This is a genomic window from Rhizobium sp. CCGE 510 (genome assembly GCF_000292525.1).
Taxonomy (GTDB): domain Bacteria; phylum Pseudomonadota; class Alphaproteobacteria; order Rhizobiales; family Rhizobiaceae; genus Rhizobium.
This window is the reverse complement of sequence record NZ_AEYF01000045.1, coordinates 190,405-213,558: the sequence shown is the minus strand read 5'-3', so window position 1 is coordinate 213,558 and position 23,154 is coordinate 190,405. Positions and strand designations below refer to the sequence as shown.

Sequence of the window (23,154 nt, the reverse complement as noted above, 5' to 3'; positions counted from 1 at the left end):
AAATCGCCTTCGTTCAGTTTTCGGCAAGATGGGCGCCGAGTTCCTCGATCATCGTCTGGCATGCTGCGAGCTCGCCAACTTCGATGTATTCGTCAGGCCGGTGTGCACGACCAATATCCCCGGGTCCGCAGATGATGGAAACGATGCCAGCCTGCTGGTAGAGCCCGGCCTCCGTGCCATAGCTTACGGCAGCAAGCGGCTCCAGCCCCGTCAATTCCTTCAGCAGCGTTGCGAGGTTGCTGCCTTCGGGGAGCGCAAGTCCGGGATAAGCGCTCAGCTCGTGCCAGCCGACGTCGAAGCCCTGGTCTCTGAAAGCAGCGAGCCTAGCCCTTACCGGCTCCAGCAGAGATGATGGGGAGATACCCGGCACAGCGCGGACCTCGATATCGGCGGTGCAGCGATCCGGTATGATGTTGACCGCCTGGCCGCCGGTAATGACGCCAACTTGCAATGACGAGTAGGGAGGCGCAAAATCATCGTGGAAGGGACCGTTCGTCAGGGACTTGCCGTATTCCGCAACCTCGGTGATCAAACTGGCCATGGCATGAATGGCGTTTAGTCCAAGATCCGGACGGGAGGAATGCCCCGAGCGCCCGATCACCTCGAGGCGGACGGCTGCCTTGCCTTTGTGCGCCCGCACTGCCTGCATCCGGCTCGGTTCACCGATGATCGCTCCCAGCGGGGCATTGCACAGGTTTGGCAGCTCCGCAATGAGATGCGGTACGCCACGGCTGCCTGCCTCCTCGTCATAGGAGAAGGCAAGGTGAATTGGCCGCCGCAGCTTCATGGCGGCAAGCTTCGGCAATGCGGCCAAGGCGCAGGCGAGAAAGCCTTTCATATCGCTGGTGCCACGTCCGAAAAGTCTGTCCCCCTCAGCGCGCAGGACGAAGGGATCCGAACTCCATTCCCGTTCGCCGGCCGGCACGACATCCATGTGCCCGGACAGAATGTAGCCTTGGCCATCGCGCGGTCCGATAGTCGCAAAAAGGTTGTACCGGTCACCTTCCGGGCCGAGATGGACCGTCACATCGGCTCCCGCCTTCTGACAGTAATCATGTACCCAGTCGGCAATCTCGCCGTTGGGCGTGCCGACAACGGAGGGGAATGCGATCAATCTTGCAAGAATTTCTTTGACGTCCATGGGAGCGAGCAAGTTGCCTTCAGAGTGGTCGAGATGTTACCTAACCTAATGCCGGGGATGCGTGTTACCTGCTGAGTAGGGCTTCGGTTCAGCTGAAGATTTTGAATTGTGGTGATGAACAAGCCAATCCTGCCGGCCTTGGCGTGCAATATTGTGACTTGGTTGCAATCGGCGCATGATCAAAGACACTGTCTTCCTCCAGTGGAGCTTGTTGATCCGGCGAACGGAGCGGATATCCGAAAATGCAAAAATCAGTGCGCCTGAAATCATTCGAATTGATCGCGCAGGATATAAACAGTGTCGATGTCAGCCTGCTTCACGCGCTGTCGATCGGCGTCGGCTGGCCGCACCGGCCCAAAGACTGGGATCTCCTGCGGCGCGCTGGGCTGGGTATCGTTGCGGTCGATGGCATAGGACGCGTCTTCGGAAGTGCGATGTGGTTTCCGCATGGCGATGATTTCGCCACGATCGGGCTGGTGATCACCTCGCCTCGCACGCAGGCGCAGGGGACCGGGCGATGGCTCATGGACCAAGTATTCGAACAATGCGGCGACCGTAATCTGAGTTTGAATTCAACCCATGCAGCTTACAGACTTTATGTTTCTCTCGGTTTCACCAAGGAGGCGATTGTCTATCAATACCAGGGCGATGTTGGGTCGAAGCTTCCTCCGCTGCCGGAGCTGAATGGGCAGTTGAGCGAACTGTCCAGCGACAAAATCGAGGAGATCAATGCTCTCGATACGCGAGCCTTCGGCGCCGATCGCGGCAAGTTGGTCGCTTTGCTTGCTGAGGGGGCGTCCATTTGCACACTCCGGCGAGGCGATGAAATCGTCGGCTATTCCATGTGTCGCGAGTTCGGGCGCGGCCATGTGATTGGTCCGATCGTGGCAGGCAATGATCAGGACGCGATCAATCTTGCCGCAGTACATCTCAAGGATTTGGCAGGCGGGTTCGCACGTGTTGATACCCGAGCGAAAGGCCTGTTCGCCGAGTTCCTTCAACAGAGCCGGCTCGCCGTCTCCGATACCGTTACGACCATGTCCAAGGGGCGTAATTTCTTGAATAGGCAGAGTGGCGAACCGGCGGTTTATGGTTTGGCCGGCCATGCGCTAAGCTAATATGATGGACTGGCGAAATCTAATTTTACGCTGATGGATCTCCTTCTCCCCGTTCTGACGGGCAGAAGGAACGTGCCCTACAAGACGCTGGTGACGGAGAGGCTGCGGCATGTCTTTTCGCCCGTTTACGGGGTCCGAAGGACGGGTCGCGACCCGTGGCTCGACCCCGGTCGGTCGCGGCAGCCGGATGGGCAGTTGTCCGCGATCGCGTGCCTGAGGTGTCGAGCGCGTTCCCGCAAAATTGTGTGGTGGTTGCACAAACACGAAAAGAGATAGAGCATCCCTGCGACTCGAAGAAACAGAAATGGTCTATCTGAGGAGACAGTCATGGAATTGAAGGACGCAACGTTGTTTCGGCAGGCCGCATTGGTCGGCGGCGATTGGATCGAGGCCGGGGACAATGCGATCGCCGTGGATAACCCCGCAACCGGCGAGATCATCGGCCGCGTTCCCAATCTGGGCGCCGCCGAAACCAAGGCGGCGATTGCCGCAGCCGAGATTGCGCAGAAGGAATGGGCAGCCCGCACCGCCAAGGAACGGTCGGTCATCCTCCGTCGCTGGTTCCAGCTGATGATGGACAATCAGGACGATCTCGGCCGCATCCTGACATCAGAGCAAGGCAAGCCGCTGGCTGAAGCCAAGGGTGAGATCGCCTATGGCGCGAGCTTCATCGAATGGTTTGCCGAGGAAGCGCGGCGTCTCTATGGCGACATCATTCCCGGCCATCAGAAGGACAAGCGCATTCTGGTGATGAAGCAGCCGATCGGTGTCGTTGCCGCCATCACCCCGTGGAATTTCCCGAATGCGATGATCACCCGCAAGGCGGGCCCGGCCTTTGCCGCCGGCTGCGCCATGGTGTTGAAGCCGGCCTCGCAGACGCCGTTTTCGGCAATTGCCATTGCTATCCTTGCCGAGCGCGCCGGCTTCCCCAAAGGCCTCTTCAGCGTCTTGACCGGCTCGGCGCGCGCCATCGGCGGCGAGATGACCGCAAGCCCCATCGTACGCAAACTGACCTTCACCGGCTCGACCGAAGTCGGCACCGAGCTTTACCGGCAGAGCGCCCCGACCATTAAGAAGCTCGGGCTTGAGCTTGGGGGCAATGCGCCGTTCATCGTCTTTGACGACGCCGATCTCGATGCAGCCGTGGAGGGTGCTTTGATCGCCAAGTTCCGCAACAACGGCCAGACCTGCGTCTGCGCCAACCGCCTCTATGTGCAGGAGGGTGTCTATGATGCCTTTGCCGAGAAGCTGTCGAAGGCCGTCGGAACGCTGAAGACCGGCAACGGCTTCGACGAGGGCATCAATCTCGGCCCGCTGATCGACGAGGCAGCACTTGCCAAGGTCGAAGAGCATGTCGCCGATGCGCTGTCCAAGGGCGGCCGGGTCATTGCCGGTGGCCATCGCCATCAACTCGGCGGGCGCTTCTATCAGGCGACGGTGCTCGCCGACGTCACCCCTGGCATGGCTGTTGCGAAGGAAGAGACCTTCGGACCGGTGGCGCCGCTCTTCCGCTTCGAGGACGAGGCCGATGTGATTGCCCAGGCCAATGACACCGAGTTCGGTCTCGCCTCCTATTTCTACGCCAAGGATCTCGCCCGGGTCTTCCGGGTCGCCGAAGCGTTGGAATACGGTATGGTCGGCGTCAATACCGGGCTGATCTCGACGGCTGAAGCTCCCTTCGGCGGCGTCAAGCTTTCCGGCCTCGGCCGCGAAGGCTCGAGATACGGCATCGAGGAATTCACCGAAATCAAATATGTCTGCCTCGGCGGCATCGCCTGAGGCCAAGAGAAGGCCCGAGACAAGCATAACGCATCCACGATTCCGGTTCTTTTCGAGAAACGGCCGTCATGGCTATGGCTTGCCGTCGAGGGCGGCGTCATCGACCTGTCGGCTCGCCACGATGCAAGCTGGGCATCGTGGCGGGTCGCAGGGCTTTTGCAGACAAACTCCGACGGCGTATCCTCGATTCGGCGGTACCCTTTTGCAAGTTCATCCAGGCGCTATGGTTCAGGAAAGCAGGGCGAGCATGGAACGAGATTCAAGCCACCTCCAGCAGCGGATGACGATCGTCGGTGATCTCGAGGCGGCCTCCTTTGTGCCCTGGATCCAGCGCCACGCCGCCAAGCTCGGGCTCTCGCACACCATATCTCATACGAGTTCGATGCGGATCGAACTCGAGCTTTCAGGACCGGAGGACTTGATCGATATGATGGAAGTCGGGTGCTCGCTGGGGCCGATCGACATATGGGTCGAGAGCATTGAACGCAGGGCGATCATCGCCGAAAAGGCCTGACACCAAATGCGAGTTTTTGCGATGTGCATATTATTTAATCAATGTTGCCAATGCGAAATAACTATGCAAACGTGAGGGCTGGAGCGTATCTGCCTTGAGGCCAAGGTGGAGCTCCGTTTGACAAAACATAGTATGGTTCAGGAAGTCTAGTTATGCCATCCGATACGACCGGCTTTTGGACGCCAGTCGCCCTTTCCCGGGATCTGCCGGCCGCAACCGTCATGCCGGCCCGGACGGCATCCGGATCGATTGCCCTCTGGCGCAGCGCTTCGGGGCGTATATCGGCATCGGCGGATCGCTGTCCGCACCGCGGCATGCGCTTATCCCATGGCTTCGTGCGCGGCGAGGCGCTTTCCTGCATCTACCACGGCTGGAGCTATGGCCAGACCGGAAACTGTCTGCGCATTCCCGCCCATCCAGGGCTGGCGCCGCCGGAAACCATCCGTGTCGCCACCCATGAAGTCGAGGAAGCGGGCAGCCTGATCTGGGTGGCCGTCGGGACGCCCGCGTCGAAGCCGCCGAGGCTCGACGGCCTCATTCCCCAGCGCTCGCTGACGGCGTTTGCCGGCATTGCCGCGATCGAGGCGGCAGCCGGCGCGAAGGCGAACCCTGACGGACTTGTCAAGATCGACGCATCCACCGGCAGCCTCTGCCTGCTATTATCTGCTCAGCACGACGGGCAGACGCTGATCCATGTGCTGCTGAAGGGTGACGCCGGCCCTGCTGCAGCCATCGACGCTTCGCGGGCCGCCGAAAGCCTGCGCCGCGGGGCTGAGGATCTTCAGAAAAAGGAGATCGCGCGGTGAGCATGCAGGCGATGATCGACGAATGGTATCCGGTCGGGCTTTTCAGTCAGCTCGACAGCGCCGGTCGCAAGACGGCGCTGATGGGCGAGCCGATCGACGTGGCGCGCGACGCCGATGGCAATGCGCGGGTGACGGGCGGCAACGGCCGTGTTCTGCCGGTGCGCGTACGTTACGGCCATGTCTGGTCTTCGCTCGGCGAGCCGAAGAAGGAAATTTTCCCGATCCCCGAGGCCGACCAGCCCGGCCGCCGTTTCGTCGACGTCGGCGTGGTGCGGGTACGCTGCTCGCCGCTGCGCGCCGTCGAGAACTTCCTCGACGTCGCCCATTTCCCCTTCGTCCACACCGACATTCTCGGCGCGGAGCCGCACACCGAAGTTCAGAACTACAAGGTCGAGATCCGCGAGGAGGAAGACGAAGTCTGGGCAACGCAGGTGAAGTTTTACCAGCCGCAGGCCGCCAAATCGGCAAGCGGCGGGATCACCACGGAGTATATGTACCGCGTGCCGGCACCGACCTGTTCCGTGCTTTACAAAACCTGCCCGCCGCGCCCGAGCGAATGGGATGTCATCACGCTCTTCGTGCAGCCGCTGGCCGAGGACCTGTGCGACGTCTGGCCGTGGATGGCGCTTTTCGATGACGAGACCGCGATGACCGACCTCATCCACTTCCAGCAGACGATCTTCCTGCAGGACCGTTCGATCCTGGAAAACCAGATACCGCCGCTTCTGCCACTCGATCCCGGCATGGAAATCCCGACGCGGGCCGATCTCACATCGATCGCTTACCGGCGCTGGCTGAAGCGTCACAATTATACCTATGGCGCACAGCTGGTGGCGCAATGAAGCTCTACGACTACATTCTCTCCCCCAGTTGCTACAAGGTGCGGCTGATGGCGGCGCTGACCGGCGTGAAGCTGGAACTCCGGCCGGTGGATTTCCATCCCGGCGCCGAGCATCGCGGTTCCGCGCTTCTCGCCCTCAATCCGGCAGGCTCCATTCCAATCCTGGAGGATGGCGATCTGATCCTGACCGAATCGTCGGCAATCCTCGTCTATCTCGCCGCCAAGGCAGCGCCCGAATGGCTTGGCAGCGGCAAGGCCGAAGAAGCGGCAAAGGTTCAGCAATGGCTGTCGTTCTCCGGCCGGCTGACGGCAAGCCTTGGCGGCGCGCGGCTTCATGAGATGCTGCTGCGGCCGGGCGATATCGGCGTGCTGCAGGCCCAGGGCATCGCAGCACTTCGCGAGCTCGAGGCGGGGCTTGTCGAGCAGGGTCTTCGCGGCATGCGCTTCCTCGCCGCCGACCGGCCGACAATTGCCGACATCGCCTGCTTTCCCTACGTGGCGCTGGCGCCCGACGGGGGCGTGACGCTGGATTCCTATCCCGCCATCCGGCTCTGGTCGCGGGCGCTGCGCGCGCTCGACCGGTTTATCGAAATGCCGGGCATTCACCGGCTGCACGAATTGAAGCCCGAACCTCATATCGAAGAACCGGGCGAGGCGTGACATGGCTGGATATCTCCTGAAGAACTGCGCGGCCGTGATCGTCGACGAGGGCAAGGGGCCGGTCGTCCGTCGCAATGTCGATCTGCTGACCGATGGTCCGGCGATTGTGGCGATCGGCGAAAATCTGGCGGCGGACGCGCTTCCCGCCGGCACGACCGTTCAGGATGCTGCCGGCTGGTTCGTCTATCCAGGACTCGTCAACACCCATCATCATTTTTTCCAGTGCTTCGTGCGCAATCGCGCCGATCTCGACTGGACGAAGCTCTCGGTGATCGAGTGGCTGGATCGGATCTACCCGATCTTTTCGCAGCTCAACGAGGAGTGTTTTTACCACTCCTCCGTCACAGCGATGGCCGAGATGATCAAACATGGCTGCACCACGGCCTTGGATCACCAATACAATTTCCCCCGCCACGCCGGGAAGCGGTTGATCGACCGCCAATTCGAGGCAGCCGAGCTGCTCGGCATGCGCTTCCACGCCGGCCGCGGCGGCAATACCCTGCCGAAGTCGGAGGGCTCGACCATTCCCGACGAGATGCTGGAAACGACCGACGAATTCATCGCCGACTGCGCCCGGCTGATCGACACTTACCACGATGCCAACCCGTTCAGCATGCGCCAGGTGGTAGTGGCGCCCTGCCAGCCGGTGAATTGCTATCGCGAGACCTTCGTGGAATCGGTGGCATTGGCGCGTGATCGCGGCGTCATGATGCACACCCATGTCGGCGAGGGCGAAAGCCCGGTCATGCAGGTTCGTCATGGCATGCGCACGGTCGATTATCTGGAAGAACTCGGCTTTGCCGGGACCGACGCCTTCTATGCCCATTGCTGGGAGCTGACCCACGACGAGCTGAGGCGGATGGCGGCCAGCGGCACCGGCGTGGCGCACTGCCCCGAACCGGTCTATCTGGTCGGCGCCGAGGTCACCGACATTCCCGCCATGGCTGGCTTCGGCCTGCGCATCGGCCTTGGCTGCGACGGGGCCGCCTCCAACGACAATTCCAACCTGATGCACTGCCTGCACTCCGCCTACATGCTGCAGTGCCTGGTATCCTCCAGCCGCGCCCATCCCGTGCCACCGCCCGTCGATTTCCTCGGCTACGGCACGACGGGGGGTGCCAGCCTGCTCGGCCGACGCGACATCGGCCGGCTGGCGCCCGGCATGGCAGCCGACCTGTTTGCGATCGACACGCGTCGCATGGATTATGTCGGTACGCGGCACGATCCGTTGAGCCTGATTGCCCGCGTTGGCATCGGCATGGCGACCGATATGACGATGATCAATGGCCGTATCGTCTGGCAGGAGGGGGAATTCCCCGGTCTCGACGAGGCCAAGCTCTCTGCCGACGCCGAGGCTGCACTCGCAGCCGTGAAATTCTAAAAACCAAAAAGGGAACCCGTGAACATGACCAAACTGACCCGTAGAAACCTGATGACGGCCGCTGCCGCCACCGGCCTTGCCGGCGCGCTCGGCAGCCGCCTTGCTTTCGCCGCCGACCAGCCGCTCGGCATCACCCTCGTCGTTCCGTCGCCGATCGGCGATGTCGGCTGGGGTCACGCTCTCGCCGCCGGTCTCGAGCCGATCAAGGCCGCTTACGGCGACAAGGTGAAGGTCACCGTGCTTGAGAATATCGCCGAAGGCCCGGACGCCGACCGCATCATGACCAAGACTGTCGCCGACGGAAACAAGTTCCTGATTGCCGGCTCGTTCGGCTATCAGAACGGCGCCCTGCAGATCGCCCGCCGTGATCCGAGCGTGACGGTCCTGCATGCCTCCGGCTTCCAGGTTGCTCCGAATTTCTCGCCGTTCGCCGCCAAGTATTTCCAGGGCACCTATCTGCTCGGCATGGCCGCGGCAGCACTTTCCAAGACCGGCAAGCTCGGCTCCGTCTCGGCCTTTGCCATTCCCGAGCTTATTACCTCGATCAACGCCTTTACACTCGGCGCCCAGGCGGTGAAGCCGGATATCGAAGTCTCCGTCGTCTGGGTCAATTCCTGGTTCGACCCGGCCAAGGAGCAGGAGGCCGCCAAGGCGCTGATCGCACAGAAGTGCGACGTGATTTTCTCCAATGCCCAGGACACGCCATCCGTCATCTCGGCCTGTGAAGACGCCGGCGTCTACGCCTTCAACCTCAACTCGTCGATGAAGAAGTATGCGCCGAAAACCTATCTCGGCTGCGTCTCGACGGACTGGTCGCCCTTCTTCAAGGCTTCGGTCGATGCCCATCTCGCCGGTACGTTCAAGGGAGCCAATGCGTTCCTCGGCGTCGCCGACAAGGTCGTCGAAGTGGTCGACTGGAACCCCGGTATTCCGGCCGACGTGATGACCAAGATCAAAGAGGTCGAGGCAAAGATCGCCGACGGCAGCTTCTCGCCCTTTACCGGGCCGCTCACCAAGGCTGACGGCAGCGCAGGTGTCGCATCCGGCGCAACCATGGCCGACCCCGAGATCATCGCCATGAACTGGCACGTCAAGGGCGTCTCGACGCCGCTGCCGAAATAAATCATGACCACCCCGCTCCTGTCGCTGCGCAGCATTTCGAAAAGCTACGGCCAGATCCACGCCAATCAGGCAATCGATCTGGACGTAGCTCCGCAATCGATCCATGCGATCCTCGGGGAAAACGGGGCGGGAAAATCGACGCTGATGAAGCTGATCTACGGTGTCGAGCAGCCGGATGACGGAGATGTCGTCTGGGAAGGAACACCCTTGCGCCTCGCCTCCCCCGCGGAGGCGAGGCGCAAGGGCATCGGCATGGTCTTCCAGCACTTTTCGCTGTTCGAGACCTTGACGGTCATCGAGAACATTCAGTTGGTGGTGCCGGGCCGAAAATCTGATCTCAGGGAACGTATCCGGACGCTTGGACGGGAGTTCGGCCTCGAAGTCGATCCGCTTGCCCATGTGCATGCGCTGTCCGTCGGCGAGCGGCAACGGGTGGAGATCATCCGAAGCCTGATGACCAATCCGAAGCTGCTGATCCTTGACGAGCCCACCTCTGTCCTGCCGCCGCAATTGGTGGAGAAGCTCTTCGACACCCTGCGCCGGTTGCGCGACGGTGGCGTTTCGATCCTGCTGATTTCCCACAAGCTCGAAGAAATTCGGGCGATCTGTGATCGCGCGACGATCCTGCGCGGCGGACGCGTGACCGGCGATGTCGACCCGCGCGAGCATGATGCCCATGACCTTGCCCGGATGATGATCGGCCGCGATATGCCCGCACCCACCTCGGCGCTGCCGCTGTCTGGCGGGGAAAAGCGGCTGGAGATCATCGGTCTGGACCACCAGCCCGACGATCCTTTTGCGGTGCCGCTCTCCGGCCTTAGCCTCGAGGTCCGTGCCGGCGAAATCCTCGGGATCGCCGGTATTTCGGGCAACGGCCAAAGCGAGCTTGCCGCGCTGATTTCAGGCGAGACCATGCTGGGGCGCGAACAACGCGACCGGATCTACATGATGGGAATGGATGTCGGCAGGCTCGATGCCGCAGCGCGGCGGCAGCTCGGATTTGCCTTCGTTCCGGAAGACCGGCTCGGACGCGGCGCCGTGCCCGAAATGTCACTTGTCCTCAACAGCCTGCTGACGGCCCACCCGCTCAAGCTTTTACGGCGTGGTCTCATCGAAAGGGCACGGGCGATGACGTTCACCAAGGATTGTATCCGTCAGTATGATGTCCGCACATCCGGCCCGGATGCGGAAGCCGGCACCCTGTCCGGCGGCAACCTGCAGAAGTTCATCGTCGGCCGGGAAATCATGCTGTCTCCGAAATTGCTTTTCGTGGCGCAGCCGACCTGGGGCGTCGACGTCGGCGCTGCATCCGCCATCCGCAGCCGCCTGGTCGCGTTGCGCAATCAGGGCATGGCGATCCTCGTCATTTCCGAGGAGCTGGAAGAACTGTTCGAGCTCTGCGATTCCATCCAGGTGCTGCATCACGGCCGGCTCAGCCCGCCGCTCGCAACGCGGGACATCAAGCCCGAGGAAGTCGGCCGATATATGATCGGGGCACATACCTCGCCCGAGAAAGTTCAATAATGAGTGTCTGGTTCCCTGCTTCCGTTCCCACCCTTGTCCGCCGGGAGCGCGCCTCGCTGGCTGCGGCCTTGGGCGCACCCGTCATCGCGCTCGGGGGTGCGATCGCACTTAATCTCGGGCTCTACGTTTTGATGGGTCGCGACCCCGTCGCGGTCGTCTACGCGATGCTTTTCGAGCCCTTCCTTTCCTGGGCGTCGTTTTCAGAAGTGCTGTTAAAGGCGGGGCCCCTCCTCCTCATCGCCCAGGGGCTGGCAATCGGCTTTCGCGCCAAGGTTTTCAATATCGGCGCCGAAGGCCAGTTTATCCTTGGCGCGATCTTCGCCTCAGCCATTCCGGTCTGGTTTCCCCAGGCGACGGGCCAGTGGATCTGGCCGGTGATGCTGCTGCTCGGCGCCATCGGCGGGGCGATTTGGGCTTCTCTCACCGCCTTCTGGCGCGTGCGCCTTAATGCCAATGAGATCCTCGTTTCGCTGATGCTGAGCCTCGTTGCCGCGCAATTGTTGAACTATCTGCTGCTCGGCCCCTGGAAGGATCCGAACGGCTTCAATTTCCCGCAGTCGGTGATGTTCCAGTACGATGCGATGGTGCCGACCCTGATTGCCGGTACGCGCGTCAACGTCTCCTTCCTCATCACCCTCGTTTTGTCGGTTGCGGCCTGGGTCTTCATGCAGAAGAGCTTCATCGGCTACAAGCTCCAGGTCGGCGGCCTGGCGCCGCGGGCTGCCGGCTACGCCGGCTTCAGGGAGGGGTGGGCGATCTGGCTTTCGCTGCTGATCGGCGGTTTTGCCGCCGGCCTTGCCGGCGCCGCCGAAGTTGCCGGTCCGCTCGGCCAGCTGCAGCGTTCGGTCGCGAGCGGTTATGGCTATGCCGCCATCATCGTCGCCTATCTCGGCGGCCTGCATCCGATCGGCATCGTGGTCTCGGCGCTGGTCATGGCGGTTATCTATATCGGCGGCGACAATGCCATGGTCTCGGCCGGCCTGCCGATTGCCGCCGTCCGTGTCTTCCAGGGTAGTCTGCTTCTCGCCTACCTGATCGCCGTCGCCTTCGTGCGTTATCGTCTTGAATGGCGCCGCACCGCCCAGCGGAGCCTGCCATGAACGCCATCGAGTTCATCCTTGCCGGCATGCTTGCGGCTGCGACACCGTTTCTTCTGGCAGCCCTCGGCGAACTGGTGGCCGAGCGCGCCGGTGTCCTCAACCTCGGGGTCGAGGGATTGATGGCCCTTGGCGCCGTGCTCGCCTTCATCGTCGTTTATCATGGCGGCGGACATCTTCTCGGCTTCATCGTCGCAGGGCTTGGCGGCGCCGCGCTTTCCCTGCTTTTTGCCTTCGTTACGCTCGGGTTCCGGGCAAACCAGGTGGCCGCCGGCCTTGCCATCGGCATTTTTGGCCAAGGCCTCTCGGCCCTCTTCGGCAAGACCTATGAGAGCCTGACGGTCAAGGGTCTTCCAAAGCTCGCTATTCCGGGGCTTTCGGAACTGCCGGCGATTGGCGGCCTTTTCGTCCAGGACATCGTGGTGTGGATTTCGCTCGCCGCGACCCTCGCTCTTTGGGCCATACTTGCCCACACCAAGCTTGGTCTCATCGTCCGCGCCGTTGGCGAGAACCCGAAGGCCGCCCACGCCATCGGCTATTCGGTGATATCGGTCCGTATCCTCGCCATCGCCTTCGGCGGCGCGATGGCCGGCTTCGCCGGTGCCTATGCGGCGGTCGTCTACACACCACTCTGGGCTGACGGGATGATCGCCGGACGCGGCTGGATCGCCATCGCCCTCGTCGTCTTCGGGACTTGGCTCACCGGTCGCATCTTCCTCGGCGCCTGCCTCTTCGGCGCTGTCTCGCTGATGGGGCTTGCGGCCCAGGCAACCGGACTGGACGTTCCCTCGCAGCTACTGTCGAGCCTGCCCTATCTCGTCACGATCATCGTGCTCGGCGTCATCTCCGCCGATCGGCGCCTACTGAAATTGAACGGCGTCGCTTCGCTCGGCGAACCATTCGAGCGATAATGCATGTCGCCGGGAAGTGTGCAGCGGTTCCCGGATAACGACATGCATAAAAACAAAGAGCTAAAGCGCGTCGAAGGAATCAAGTTATATGCGACGCGCTTTAGAGCATCGTGCGGAAAGGTGTCAGCGGTCAGCCGCGATCGCGTTTCTTGCGACCGCGCACTTCAAATTGGACGAGTAGCGACTTGAGTTCGATCTCGCGAACGCGTCGTGCCGCTTCATCCGGGCTGACCCATTCGAGAATACGCTGACCCCGCTCCTTGAAATCGCCGCTGATTTCCGTGACTTCAAGCTGAAACATGTCGACGATACAGGGGGCTACGTCGCCATTGTCGAATTCTTTGAGATAGGTATAGCGTCCGACCGGCTTCTTCTTCACCAGCCCGCGCACGCCTGCCTCCTCCCATGCTTCGATTGCTGCTGCTTCGAAAGGCTTTTTCCCTTTCATCGGCCACCCTTTCGGGATGACCCAGCGTGCGCTCTCGCGCGATGTGATCACCAGGATTTCGACCTCGGATCCGGCATTGCCATGGCGGAAGCAAAGTGCGCCATATTGTTGGCGGAATGCGCCGGCGAACAACGTGTCAGGAACAGCAGCGAGCTGCCGCAGCAGTGGCTGGGATTTGTCCAGTCGAGGCTTCCTGCCTTTTTTGCGAGGCGTCATAGCGATGGAGTAGCCGATTTGCTTGTTGCTTCAATTGCGTGGGCGTGTTTATGACACATTTATGACAGTCGGCCGCACGAGAAAGGTTCGCAGGCATGATGAGCATTTTTCGCAAGCTGATGCCACGGGAAGACAGATTCTTTGAAATGTTTTCCAAGCATTCGAAGACCGTCGTTGCCGCGGCGCACGCCCTCGATCAACTCCTGAAGGGCAATGACGTTCAGAAAAACTGTGAACGTATCGTCACCTTGGAAAACGAGGCCGACGACGTCACGCGTGAGGTTCTTCTTGCCGTTCGGCGAAGCTTCATCACGCCCTTCGACCGGGGGGACATCAAAGACCTTATTCAGTCGATGGATGATGCAATCGACATGATGCACAAAACCGTCAAGACGATCCGTTTGTTCGAGCAATCCTGCTTCGATCCGCTCATGCAGCAGATGGGCAGTGAAATCGTCAAGGCGGCAAATCTTGTCGCCGAGGCGATACCCCTTCTCGACAAATTGGGAGCCAATGCGCAGCGTCTCGCAGCCATCGCGGAGGAGGTCACCCGAGTGGAGGGACGTTCCGATGAGCTCCACGACCAAGGCTTGAAGGATCTGTTTGTGCGTCATGGCGCCAGCGGCAATGCGATGGCCTACCTGATCGGAAGCGAAATCTACGGAGAGCTGGAGAAAGTGGTCGACCGCTTCGAGGATGTCGCCAACGAGATCAGCGGCATTCTCATCGAGAACGTCTGATGGATGCCACCCTCGCTTTGCCGCTGCTCGTCGGCCTGGTCGTTGTCGCCCTGTTCTTCGACTTTCTCAACGGTCTGCACGATGCGGCCAATTCGATCGCCACGATCGTCTCGACCCGCGTCCTGCGGCCACAATATGCGGTCGCCTGGGCGGCGTTCTTCAATTTCATCGCATTCCTGTTCTTCGGTCTGCATGTGGCCGAAACACTGGGAACCGGCATCATCGATCCTGTGATCGTTTCGCCTCAAGTGATCTTCGCCGCACTGATGGGCGCTATCATTTGGAATATTCTCACCTGGATTTTCGGGATTCCGTCCAGTTCGTCGCATGCGCTTGTCGGTGGGCTGGTGGGGGCCGGCCTGGCAAAGGTAGGTTTCAGCTCAATCGTCTGGAACGGCCTCCTAAAGACCGTCGGTGCCATTTTCCTGTCGCCAGCCCTCGGCTTCCTGCTCGCCCTCGTGCTGGTGCTCGCCGTCTCCTGGTTATTCGTCCGGCAAACGCCGTTTGCGGTGGATCGGACATTTCGCGTCATGCAGTTTGTGTCCGCGTCGCTCTACTCGCTTGGCCACGGCGGGAACGATGCGCAGAAGACGATGGGCATCATTGCGGTACTGTTGTTCAGCCAAGGATATCTTGGCCCGACATTCTACGTGCCGTTCTGGGTGGTCATTTCCTGCCAGTCGGCAATGGCTCTCGGGACGCTTTTTGGCGGATGGCGGATCGTTCATACCATGGGGTCGAAGATCACTCGGCTCAACCCCATGCAAGGTTTCTGCGCAGAGACGGGCGGAGCGTTGACACTCTTCGGGGCGACGTGGCTCGGTATTCCCGTTTCGACGACGCATACCATCACCGGGGCAATCGTTGGAGTGGGCGCGGCTCGTCGTGTTTCAGCCGTGCGCTGGGGATTGGCCGGCAACATCGTGATAGCCTGGATCGTAACGATGCCGGCGGCTGCGGCAATATCCGCAGCGTTCTACGGCCTCGTAGCTTTGCTGCAATGAAATGAGGTGATCGCGAGGCAATCACCTCGCATTGGCCTTCCCCTCTTGCGCCCTCCCAGTGGCAATACCGACGAATAGGGCGGGCAGAATCCATTCTCCCGTCTGCCTCATCGCGACTTCCATATTGCGTGCACTGCACAAATAGAGCGCTCCCATGACTGTGGTCACGGCAGTAATCGCACAAAACGAAAGCAAAAATAATAACGCCCAAGAAATAGGCATTTATTAATTCTTCGCATTTCTCCTTTTGCTTCATACCGTTACCAACTCTTCTCGAAATTGGCACGCTGCTTGCAAGTTCTAAGACGCACCGGTCAACGGCGACCGGTGCGGATAGGCGCGGCATAAGCGCCTGCATTAGACACCGACGTCGCAAGGTCTTTGCACTCCAGGATTCTCCCATCCCTGGACGTAAATTCCGGCGGCGTTTTTTTGTGTCCGAATTCGGCCAGCAGAGGGAACCTGCGCATGACGAAGACTTCGACCACTGGGATTTCAACAACCGGCATCACCCGCCGCAGCATGCTCAAGACGACCGCAGCGGCTGCCCTCATCGGCGCTGTCAAGACTGCCTTTCCCTCTGGCGCTTTTGCCGCCGGGGCGGGCCCTGAAGTGAAAGGCGTCAAGCTCGGCTTTATCGCTCTCACGGATTCCGCGCCGCTGATCATCGCCAGAGAAAAGGGCTTTTTCGACAAACATGGTCTTCCGGAAACGGATGTGGCCAAACAGGCATCCTGGGGCGCAACCCGCGACAATCTCGTGCTGGGCGGCGCAGCAAACGGCATCGATGGTGCCCATATCCTCTCGCCGCTGCCCTATCTGATGCATACCGGCAAGGTGACGCAGAACAACAAGCCGGTGCCGATGGCGATCCTCGCCCGGCTCAACCTCGACAGCCAGGGCATTTCCGTCGCCAAGGAATATGCCGATACCGGCGTGCAGCTCGATGCCTCCAAGCTGAAGGCCGCGTTCGAGAAAAAGAAGGCGGAAGGCAAAGAGATCAAGGCCGCCATGACCTTCCCGGGTGGCACCCACGACCTCTGGATCCGCTATTGGCTCGCCGCCGGCGGCATCGATCCAAACAAGGACGTTTCGACCATCGTCGTGCCGCCGCCGCAGATGGTTGCCAATATGAAGGTCGGCAACATGGACGTCTTCTGTGTGGGCGAACCGTGGAACGAGCAGCTCGTCAACCAGGGCATCGGCTTCACCGCGGCTACCACCGGCGAGCTCTGGAAGGGTCATCCCGAAAAGGCGCTGGGGCTCCGCGCCGAATGGATCGAAAAGAACCCCAATGCTGCCAAGGCCCTGCTGATGGCTGTCATGGAGGCCCAGCAGTGGTGCGACAGCATGGATAACAAGGCGGAGATGGCAGATATCCTCGGCAAGCGCCAATGGTTCAACGTCCCGACCAAGGACGTGCTCGGCCGCCTCAAGGGTGACATCAATTATGGCAACGGCCGCGAGGTCAAGGCCACCGACCTCTACATGAAGTTCTGGAAAGATGGCGCCTCCTATCCGTTCAAGAGCCACGATACCTGGTTCATGACGGAAAACATCCGCTGGGGAAATCTGCCGGCGAGTACCGACATCAAGGCGCTGGTCAACCAGGTGAACCGCGAAGATATCTGGCGCGAGGCCGCCAAGGATCTCGGTGTCGCGGCGGCCGATATTCCCGCCTCGTCTTCCCGGGGCAAGGAGACCTTCTTCGACGGCAAGGTCTTCGACCCTGAGAATCCGTCCGCCTATCTCGACAGCCTTTCGATCAAGGTTGTCTCCTGACCCCCGCCACCGGCGCGCCACCGGCGCGCCGGCCTTTCATTCATGTGAGGAGCGCGTCGATGTCCGCCCTGGCAAATAAAGTAAGTCCCTCCACTGCCGTCTCTGCCAAGCCGGCGGCAAAAATTCTGCCATTGTCCGGCAAGCAAAGATCACGGATCGATTTTCGTCATGCGGCAATCGCCGCGTTTCGCAACGTCGTTCCGCCAGCCGTCGTGCTGGCACTCATCCTGCTCGTCTGGCAGGCGCTCTGTTCATCGCCGGATGCGTCTTTGCCTTCGCCGCATCGGGTCTGGCAGGAGAGCTACGACCTGATCGCCCATCCGTTCTTCAACAACGGCTCCCAGGATATCGGGCTTGGCTGGCGCGTGCTCGTTTCGCTGCAACGCGTGCTCTATGGCTTTGGCCTTGCCGGCGTCACCGGGGTTATCGTCGGGGCGATCATCGGCCAATCGGTTTGGGCAATGCGCGGTCTCGATCCGATCTTCCAGGTGCTGCGAACGGTTCCGCCGCTCGCCTGGCTGCCGCTATCGCTCGCAGCCTTCCAGGATTCCAATCCCTCGGCGATCTTCGTCATCTTTATCACCTCGATCTGGCCGGTGATCATCAACACCGCCGTCGGCGTACGCAATATCCCGCAGGACTACCGCAACGTTGCCGAGGTGTTGCGGCTCAATCAGTTCGAGTTTTTCTGGAAGATCATGCTGCCTTCGGCGGCCCCCTACATCTTCACCGGCCTGAGGATCGGCGTCGGCCTCTCCTGGCTCGCCATCGTCGCAGCCGAAATGCTGACCGGCGGCGTCGGCATCGGCTTCTTCATCTGGGACGCGTGGAATTCGTCGCGCCTGCCGGACATTATCGTCGCGCTTGCCTATATCGGCGTCGTCGGTTTCGCACTCGACAAGCTGGTGGCTGGGCTCGGCAAACTCATCACTCGCGGCGCCACCGCCAACTAAGGAACGTCCCGATGAATGCCTATCTGAAGCTCGATCATATCGACAAACATTTCGATCGCGGCGGCGTGCGCGCCGAAGTCCTGAAGGATATCAACCTGACGATTTCCGCGGGCGAATTCGTCTCGATCATTGGCCATTCGGGCTGTGGCAAATCCACCCTGCTCAACCTGATTGCCGGCCTGACCCCGGTTTCCGCAGGCGCCGTGCTCCTCGAAAATCGTGAGGTCAACGGACCCGGTCCCGAACGCGCCGTCGTTTTCCAGAACCACTCCCTGCTGCCCTGGCTGACGGTCTACGAGAACGTCAATCTGGCCGTCTCCAAACTCTTCAACCGAACAAAGACCAAAGCCGAGCGGCATGACTGGGTCATGGCCAACCTCGATCTTGTGCAAATGGCGCATGCGAAGGATAAGCGGCCTTCGGAAATTTCGGGCGGCATGAAACAGCGTGTCGGCATTGCCCGCGCGCTTTCGATGGAGCCGAAGATCCTGCTGCTCGACGAGCCTTTCGGTGCGCTGGATGCGCTGACCCGCGCGCATCTTCAGGATGCAGTGATGGAAATCCACGCCCGGCTCGGCAACACGATGGTGATGATCACTCATGACGTCGATGAGGCGGTGCTGCTCTCCGACCGCATCGTGATGATGACCAACGGCCCGGCGGCCCGCATCGGCGAAGTGCTCGATGTGACCATGCACCGCCCCCGCAACCGCATCGAACTCGCCTCCGACCGCACTTATCTGAAATGCCGGGAAGCCGTGCTGAAGTTCCTTTACGAACGCCACCGGTTCATCGAAGCTGCGGAGTAACCGGGAAACAACCGGGCTTTTTGCCGGTGGTGATTTTTGTCTTGGTAGCGGGTGCGGGACGCGTGATTTTAGGCGTCGCGCCCTCTCTATTCCCCAGGCGTTGCAAATACCGCGCTGGCATCGCTGACAATTTCCACGTGGGAATATGCCGCCTGCCCCGCGGCGGCGGCGTCCGCGCGCATGATCGCGGTCACGATCCGGCCGTGCTCTTCATAGGATTTCGCCAGACGCCCGGGCAGACGGAACTGCGCCCGCCGAAAAGCCGCGAGCCGCGCCCGCGTCTGAGTCACCATCTCGAAGACATGATCGTTATGCGCGCCGCGATAAAGCCGGGTGTGAAATTCGGTGTTGTGAGCCGAATATTCCTCTTCCGCACCGGCATGCACCAGCTTCACCGATCCCCGATGATCCAGTTCCAGCGCCCGCCGTTCATCGACCGTCATACGCTCGGCCGAGAGCCTGGCGCAGATCGCTTCGAGTTCCGCCATCGCCTCGAACATCGAATGCAGGTAGGCCTCGGTGACATTGGTAACGACGGCACTGCGGTTTGGTTCGCGCGCAACCAATCCCATCGCGCTGAGTTCACGCAAGGCTTCTCTGACCGGCGTGCGCGAAACGTCGAAACGAGCCGCAAGCGACACCTCGTCCAGCTTTCCACCCGGCAGGATTTCGCCTGTGACGATCATGTCGGAAATCGCCCTCACCATCTGTTCAACGGTGGTTCCGGTGCGGATGACTTCTCTGCGTTTGGCCTGCTTCACGATACGAATCTGCTCACATCAACACTCTGCATACAGATGCCGTTCACCACTCGATAAGTCAAACTAGGTGGCGAAGATATTGTTAGATTTTCACTTTTCGATGCAAGGCGCAGTCCGAAACTGCTGCCGACACGCTGACTCCGCAGCTAAAATGAGCAAAAAAGATAGCGTGGTTATTTTTTATGCGCTTCTGCGGTCAATCTGCATGCACTTTAAACGTCGCAGGTTGCTTCTACAGGAATAATATATATAAAACAATAAGTTGGTTTTTGGCACATGCATTGCATGCACTTTGCTGTCCTGTTTCGCAACCGGCCCAGCGCCGCAAGGAGCATTCCAATGACCAAACTCCTTTCCATGAACCGCCGCAATTTCCTGCAGGCTTCCGCTGCCGGAGCACTCGCCAGCGCCATGCCCGGCCTGATCGCCTCCTCCGCCGCAGCCCAAACCGCGCTGACCGTCGGCTTCATCTATGTCGGCCCCAAGGACGACTACGGGTATAACCAGGCGCATGCGGAAGGCGCGGCCGTCATCAAGGCGCTGCCGGGCGTGACGCTGGTCGAAGAAGAGAATGTGCCGGAGACCGTCGATGTCCAGAAGACCATGGAGTCGATGATCAATCTCGATGGTGCGACCCTGCTCTTTCCGACCTCGTTCGGCTATTTCGACCCACACATGCTGGCCATGGCCGCTAAACATCCCGACGTTCAGTTCCGCCATTGTGGCGGCCTCTGGCAGGAAGGCAAGCACCCGGCCAATACGGGCTCCTATTTCGGCTATATCTTCCAGGGCCAGTATCTGAACGGCATCGCCGCCGGCCATGCGACAAAGAGCAAGAAGATCGGCTTCGTCGCCGCCAAGCCGATCCCGCAGGTTCTGCAGAATATCAACGCCTTCCTGCTTGGCGCGCGCGCAGTCGATCCTGGTATCACCTGCCAGGTGATCTTCACCGGTGAATGGTCGCTCGCCGTCAAGGAAGCCGAGGCTACCAATGCGCTGGTTGACCAGGGCGCCGACGTCATCACCTGCCACGTCGACAGCCCCAAAGTGGTCGTCGAGACGGCTGCCGGCCGCGGCGCCTTCGTCTGCGGCTATCACGCCAACCAGAGCCCGCTTGCTCCCGAAAAGTACCTCACCGGCGCCGAATGGGCCTGGGGCAACGTCTACAGCGACTTCGTCAAGAAGGCGCAGGCCGGCGAAAAGCTCGGCAATTTCGTGCGTGGCGGCCTGAAGGACGGCTTCGTGAAGATGAGCGCGCTCGGCCCCGCCGTGTCCGCGGAGGGCCGCAAGGCTTTTGAGGCCACGCAGGCGGAGATGATGAAGGGCGGCTTCTCGGTCTTCAAGGGTCCGTTGAAGGACAACAAAGGCGACACTGTCGTGGCTGCCGACAAGAGCTACGCCGAAGACGCAATTGAGCTCGAGAGCATGAATTATCTGGTCGAGGGCGTCGTCGGGTCCACGGCGTAAACCGCGAAGGGAGAAGCGCCATGACCATAGAGGCCAATGATCCCGCAATAGCCATCGTGGAAAAACCGGCTTCCCTGCGCCCCGTCCTCGAATGGATCGCGCGGCGAGCCGAGCCTGTTGTCATCGGGCTTTCGGCCATCCTGATCGGTCTTGCGCTCTTCTCCCTCTTCATCCTGGCGGTCGGCAAGTCTCCGGCCACCCTCTTCCAACTGATGTATACCGGCGGCTTCGGCAGCTGGTTTTCGGTGCAGAACAGCTTAAGTCGTGCCGCACCCCTTCTCCTGACGGCACTCTGCGTCGCCCTGCCCGCCCGTCTCGGCCTCGTCATCATCGGTGGGGAAGGAGCGGTCGTGCTGGGCGGCGTTGGCGCCGCAGCCATGGCTCTGCCGCTCGCCGGCACCGCGCCTGTTTTCCTCACCCTCATTCTGATGGCAATCGCTGCCATGGTGGTCGGCGGTATCTGGATCGGCCTTGCCGGTTTCCTGCGCCATTACCGCGGGGTCAATGAGACCATCTCCTCGCTGCTGCTCTCCTATATCGCCATTGCCCTGATGAACCAGTTCGTCGAAGGGGTGCTGCGCGATCCGGCGAGCCTCAACAAGCCGTCGACCAGGCCGCTGCCGGCGGAATACATGCTCGGCAATATTCCCGGCATGGACGTGCATTGGGGTCTCGTCATCGGCATCCTCGCCTGCATCGTTTCGTGGATCGTGATCGAGGCGACGAGCTACGGTTTTGCCGCCCGCATCGCCGGCGGCAACGTGCGCGCTGCCCAGATCCAGGGGCTGCCTGTGGGCAAGCTGATCGCCGGATTTACCGCGCTTGCCGGCAGTTTTGCCGGCCTGGCGGGCATGATCGAAGTGGCGGCGGTGCAGGGAAGCGCCAATGCCTCGCTTGCCGCCGGCTATGGTTATACCGGCATCCTCGTCGCCTTCCTCGCCAGGCACAATCCGCTGGCGATCATTCCAGTGGCGATCCTGCTCGGCGGCATCGACGCCTCGGGCGGCCTCATCCAGCGGCGCATGGGCCTGCCGGATGCGACGGTTCTGGTGCTGCAGGGCACGCTCTTCATCGTCATTCTGTTCTGCGAGACCTTCTACGGCCGCTTCAAGATCTTCAATCCCGACCTCTGGAAAAGGAGCCTCTGATGGAAGGGACAGGCATCGGCGTCTGGGGCGTGCCGCTGGCGATCTTCGCAGGCGCCATCCGCGTTTCCACCCCCTTCATCTTCGTCAGCCTTGGCGAGGCGATCACCGAACGCTCCGGCCGCATCAATCTCGGCCTGGAAGGCACGCTCGTCTTCGGCGCCATGACGGCCTATGCGGTGGCCGTCATCACTGGCTCGCCCACCCTCGGCGTGCTGGCCGCAATGGTGGCGGGCGCGATCTTCGGCCTCATCCACGGCTGGATCTGCAAGTTCCCGAAGGTCAACGACATCGCCATCGGCATCGCCATGATGCAGTTCGGTCTCGGCATGGCGTTCTTCCTCGGCAAATCCTTCATTCAGCCGGTGGCGCCGAAACTGCCCTCGATCGCGCTCGGCGGCTGGTCGAGTACTCCGCAGATCCAGGCGGCGCTCAATATCAACGTGCTGTTCTTCATCGGCGCGGCACTTGCCCTCTTCCTGTTCTGGGCCTTCAAGAATACCAGGATCGGCCTGATCCTGCGCGTTGTCGGCGATAGCACCGACGCGGCCCGGGCCATGGGCATCCACCCGGACCGGGTTCGCCTGCTGGCGACGGCCGCCGGCGGCTCGCTGGCGGCAATCGGCGGCGCTTACCTCTCGCTCTATTATCCGGGCTCGTGGAACGAAGGCATTTCGTCGGGCCAGGGCCTGATGGCCGTGGCCCTCGTCATCTTCGCCCGCTGGAACCCGATCGGCTGCTTCCTCGCCGCCCTGCTTTTCGGCGGCGCCGGCGCGCTCGGTCCGGCGCTGCAATCGGTCGGCGTCACACAAGGCTACTACCTTTTTTACGCCGCGCCTTACGTGCTCACCCTCGTCATCCTGATCGCCACTTCTTCGCCCACCCGCTCGCTCGCCGGTGCGCCGGGTGCGCTGTCGCTCACGAAATAACGGAGC

The 23,154-nt window shown here is 61.1% G+C and carries 22 protein-coding genes; 19 read left to right on the top strand and 3 right to left on the bottom strand.

Annotated features, from left to right (window positions below):
• Positions 1–13: 13 nt before the first annotated feature.
• Positions 14–1,141: an acetylornithine deacetylase gene (gene argE, locus RCCGE510_RS25095; RefSeq protein ID WP_007634602.1), complete on the bottom strand. Its 1,128-nt coding sequence runs from the start codon at positions 1,139–1,141 to the stop codon at positions 14–16.
• 242 nt (positions 1,142–1,383) lie between these two features.
• Between argE and RCCGE510_RS25090 the strand changes: the two genes are divergently transcribed.
• From RCCGE510_RS25090 to RCCGE510_RS25040, 11 genes are all read left to right on the top strand, one after another.
• Entirely contained in the window at positions 1,384–2,259 is an 876-nt protein-coding gene (locus RCCGE510_RS25090) for a GNAT family N-acetyltransferase (RefSeq protein ID WP_007634601.1), read from the top strand.
• Positions 2,260–2,586: 327 nt separating this feature from the next.
• Entirely contained in the window at positions 2,587–4,038 is a 1,452-nt protein-coding gene (gene gabD / locus RCCGE510_RS25085; RefSeq protein ID WP_007634600.1) for an NADP-dependent succinate-semialdehyde dehydrogenase, read from the top strand.
• A 247-nt stretch (positions 4,039–4,285) separates the two neighbouring features.
• Entirely contained in the window at positions 4,286–4,552 is a 267-nt protein-coding gene (locus RCCGE510_RS25080) for an acylphosphatase (RefSeq protein ID WP_037079663.1), read from the top strand.
• Positions 4,553–4,704: 152 nt separating this feature from the next.
• On the top strand, positions 4,705–5,358 hold the full coding sequence (locus tag RCCGE510_RS25075; RefSeq protein WP_007634598.1) for a Rieske (2Fe-2S) protein: 654 nt from the start codon (positions 4,705–4,707) through the stop codon (positions 5,356–5,358).
• Positions 5,355–6,200 carry an aromatic ring-hydroxylating dioxygenase subunit alpha gene (locus tag RCCGE510_RS25070; RefSeq protein ID WP_007634597.1) on the top strand — a complete coding sequence of 282 codons (846 nt, stop codon included), beginning with the start codon at positions 5,355–5,357 and terminating at the stop codon, positions 6,198–6,200. The genes RCCGE510_RS25075 and RCCGE510_RS25070 overlap by 4 nt, the downstream gene beginning before the upstream one ends.
• Positions 6,197–6,859 (top strand): glutathione S-transferase family protein, encoded by a 663-nt coding sequence (locus tag RCCGE510_RS25065; protein WP_007634596.1) that lies wholly within the window; start codon positions 6,197–6,199, stop codon positions 6,857–6,859. The genes RCCGE510_RS25070 and RCCGE510_RS25065 overlap by 4 nt, the downstream gene beginning before the upstream one ends.
• A 1-nt stretch (position 6,860) precedes the next feature.
• On the top strand, positions 6,861–8,240 hold the full coding sequence (locus RCCGE510_RS25060) for an amidohydrolase (RefSeq protein ID WP_007634595.1): 1,380 nt from the start codon (positions 6,861–6,863) through the stop codon (positions 8,238–8,240).
• 24 nt (positions 8,241–8,264) lie between these two features.
• Complete coding sequence (locus tag RCCGE510_RS25055) at positions 8,265–9,362, top strand: BMP family ABC transporter substrate-binding protein (protein WP_007634594.1); 1,098 nt, start codon at positions 8,265–8,267, stop codon at positions 9,360–9,362.
• A gap of 3 nt (positions 9,363–9,365) precedes the next feature.
• Positions 9,366–10,886: an ABC transporter ATP-binding protein gene (locus RCCGE510_RS25050; protein ID WP_007634591.1), complete on the top strand. Its 1,521-nt coding sequence runs from the start codon at positions 9,366–9,368 to the stop codon at positions 10,884–10,886.
• Complete coding sequence (locus RCCGE510_RS25045) at positions 10,886–11,986, top strand: ABC transporter permease (RefSeq protein ID WP_007634589.1); 1,101 nt, start codon at positions 10,886–10,888, stop codon at positions 11,984–11,986. The genes RCCGE510_RS25050 and RCCGE510_RS25045 overlap by 1 nt, the downstream gene beginning before the upstream one ends.
• Positions 11,983–12,894, top strand: a complete 912-nt coding sequence (locus RCCGE510_RS25040) for an ABC transporter permease (protein ID WP_007634587.1) — start codon at positions 11,983–11,985, stop codon at positions 12,892–12,894. Before RCCGE510_RS25045 ends, RCCGE510_RS25040 begins: the two co-directional genes overlap by 4 nt.
• A 130-nt stretch (positions 12,895–13,024) precedes the next feature.
• Here RCCGE510_RS25040 and RCCGE510_RS25035 read toward each other — a convergent pair whose 3' ends face one another.
• Positions 13,025–13,558, bottom strand: a complete 534-nt coding sequence (locus tag RCCGE510_RS25035; protein WP_007634586.1) for an NUDIX hydrolase — start codon at positions 13,556–13,558, stop codon at positions 13,025–13,027.
• A 95-nt stretch (positions 13,559–13,653) separates the two neighbouring features.
• On the opposite strand from RCCGE510_RS25035, the gene RCCGE510_RS25030 reads away from it, so the two are divergent.
• From RCCGE510_RS25030 to RCCGE510_RS25005, 5 genes are all read left to right on the top strand, one after another.
• Complete coding sequence (locus RCCGE510_RS25030) at positions 13,654–14,298, top strand: DUF47 domain-containing protein (protein WP_007634584.1); 645 nt, start codon at positions 13,654–13,656, stop codon at positions 14,296–14,298.
• Complete coding sequence (locus tag RCCGE510_RS25025) at positions 14,298–15,302, top strand: inorganic phosphate transporter (RefSeq protein WP_007634582.1); 1,005 nt, start codon at positions 14,298–14,300, stop codon at positions 15,300–15,302. Before RCCGE510_RS25030 ends, RCCGE510_RS25025 begins: the two co-directional genes overlap by 1 nt.
• Before the next feature lie 468 nt (positions 15,303–15,770).
• Complete coding sequence (locus RCCGE510_RS25015) at positions 15,771–17,084, top strand: CmpA/NrtA family ABC transporter substrate-binding protein (RefSeq protein WP_007634579.1); 1,314 nt, start codon at positions 15,771–15,773, stop codon at positions 17,082–17,084.
• Between the two features lie 59 nt (positions 17,085–17,143).
• Positions 17,144–18,037, top strand: a complete 894-nt coding sequence (gene ntrB / locus RCCGE510_RS25010; RefSeq protein WP_007634577.1) for a nitrate ABC transporter permease — start codon at positions 17,144–17,146, stop codon at positions 18,035–18,037.
• Positions 18,038–18,048: 11 nt separating this feature from the next.
• Entirely contained in the window at positions 18,049–18,846 is a 798-nt protein-coding gene (locus tag RCCGE510_RS25005) for an ABC transporter ATP-binding protein (RefSeq protein WP_007634574.1), read from the top strand.
• An 86-nt stretch (positions 18,847–18,932) separates the two neighbouring features.
• Here the strand turns inward: RCCGE510_RS25005 and RCCGE510_RS25000 are convergent, their stop codons facing one another.
• Positions 18,933–19,607 carry a GntR family transcriptional regulator gene (locus RCCGE510_RS25000; protein ID WP_007634571.1) on the bottom strand — a complete coding sequence of 225 codons (675 nt, stop codon included), beginning with the start codon at positions 19,605–19,607 and terminating at the stop codon, positions 18,933–18,935.
• Between the two features lie 339 nt (positions 19,608–19,946).
• Here RCCGE510_RS25000 and RCCGE510_RS24995 point away from each other — a divergent pair, with 339 nt between their 5' ends.
• From RCCGE510_RS24995 to RCCGE510_RS24985, 3 genes are read left to right on the top strand one after another with little or no spacing between them, the layout of a single operon-like run.
• Positions 19,947–21,074, top strand: a complete 1,128-nt coding sequence (locus RCCGE510_RS24995; RefSeq protein ID WP_007634569.1) for a BMP family ABC transporter substrate-binding protein — start codon at positions 19,947–19,949, stop codon at positions 21,072–21,074.
• Positions 21,075–21,094: 20 nt separating this feature from the next.
• Positions 21,095–22,222, top strand: coding sequence for an ABC transporter permease (locus RCCGE510_RS24990; RefSeq protein ID WP_007634567.1), 1,128 nt, complete (start codon positions 21,095–21,097; stop codon positions 22,220–22,222).
• Entirely contained in the window at positions 22,222–23,148 is a 927-nt protein-coding gene (locus RCCGE510_RS24985; protein WP_007634566.1) for an ABC transporter permease, read from the top strand. Before RCCGE510_RS24990 ends, RCCGE510_RS24985 begins: the two co-directional genes overlap by 1 nt.
• The last annotated feature ends 6 nt before the right edge of the window (positions 23,149–23,154 follow it).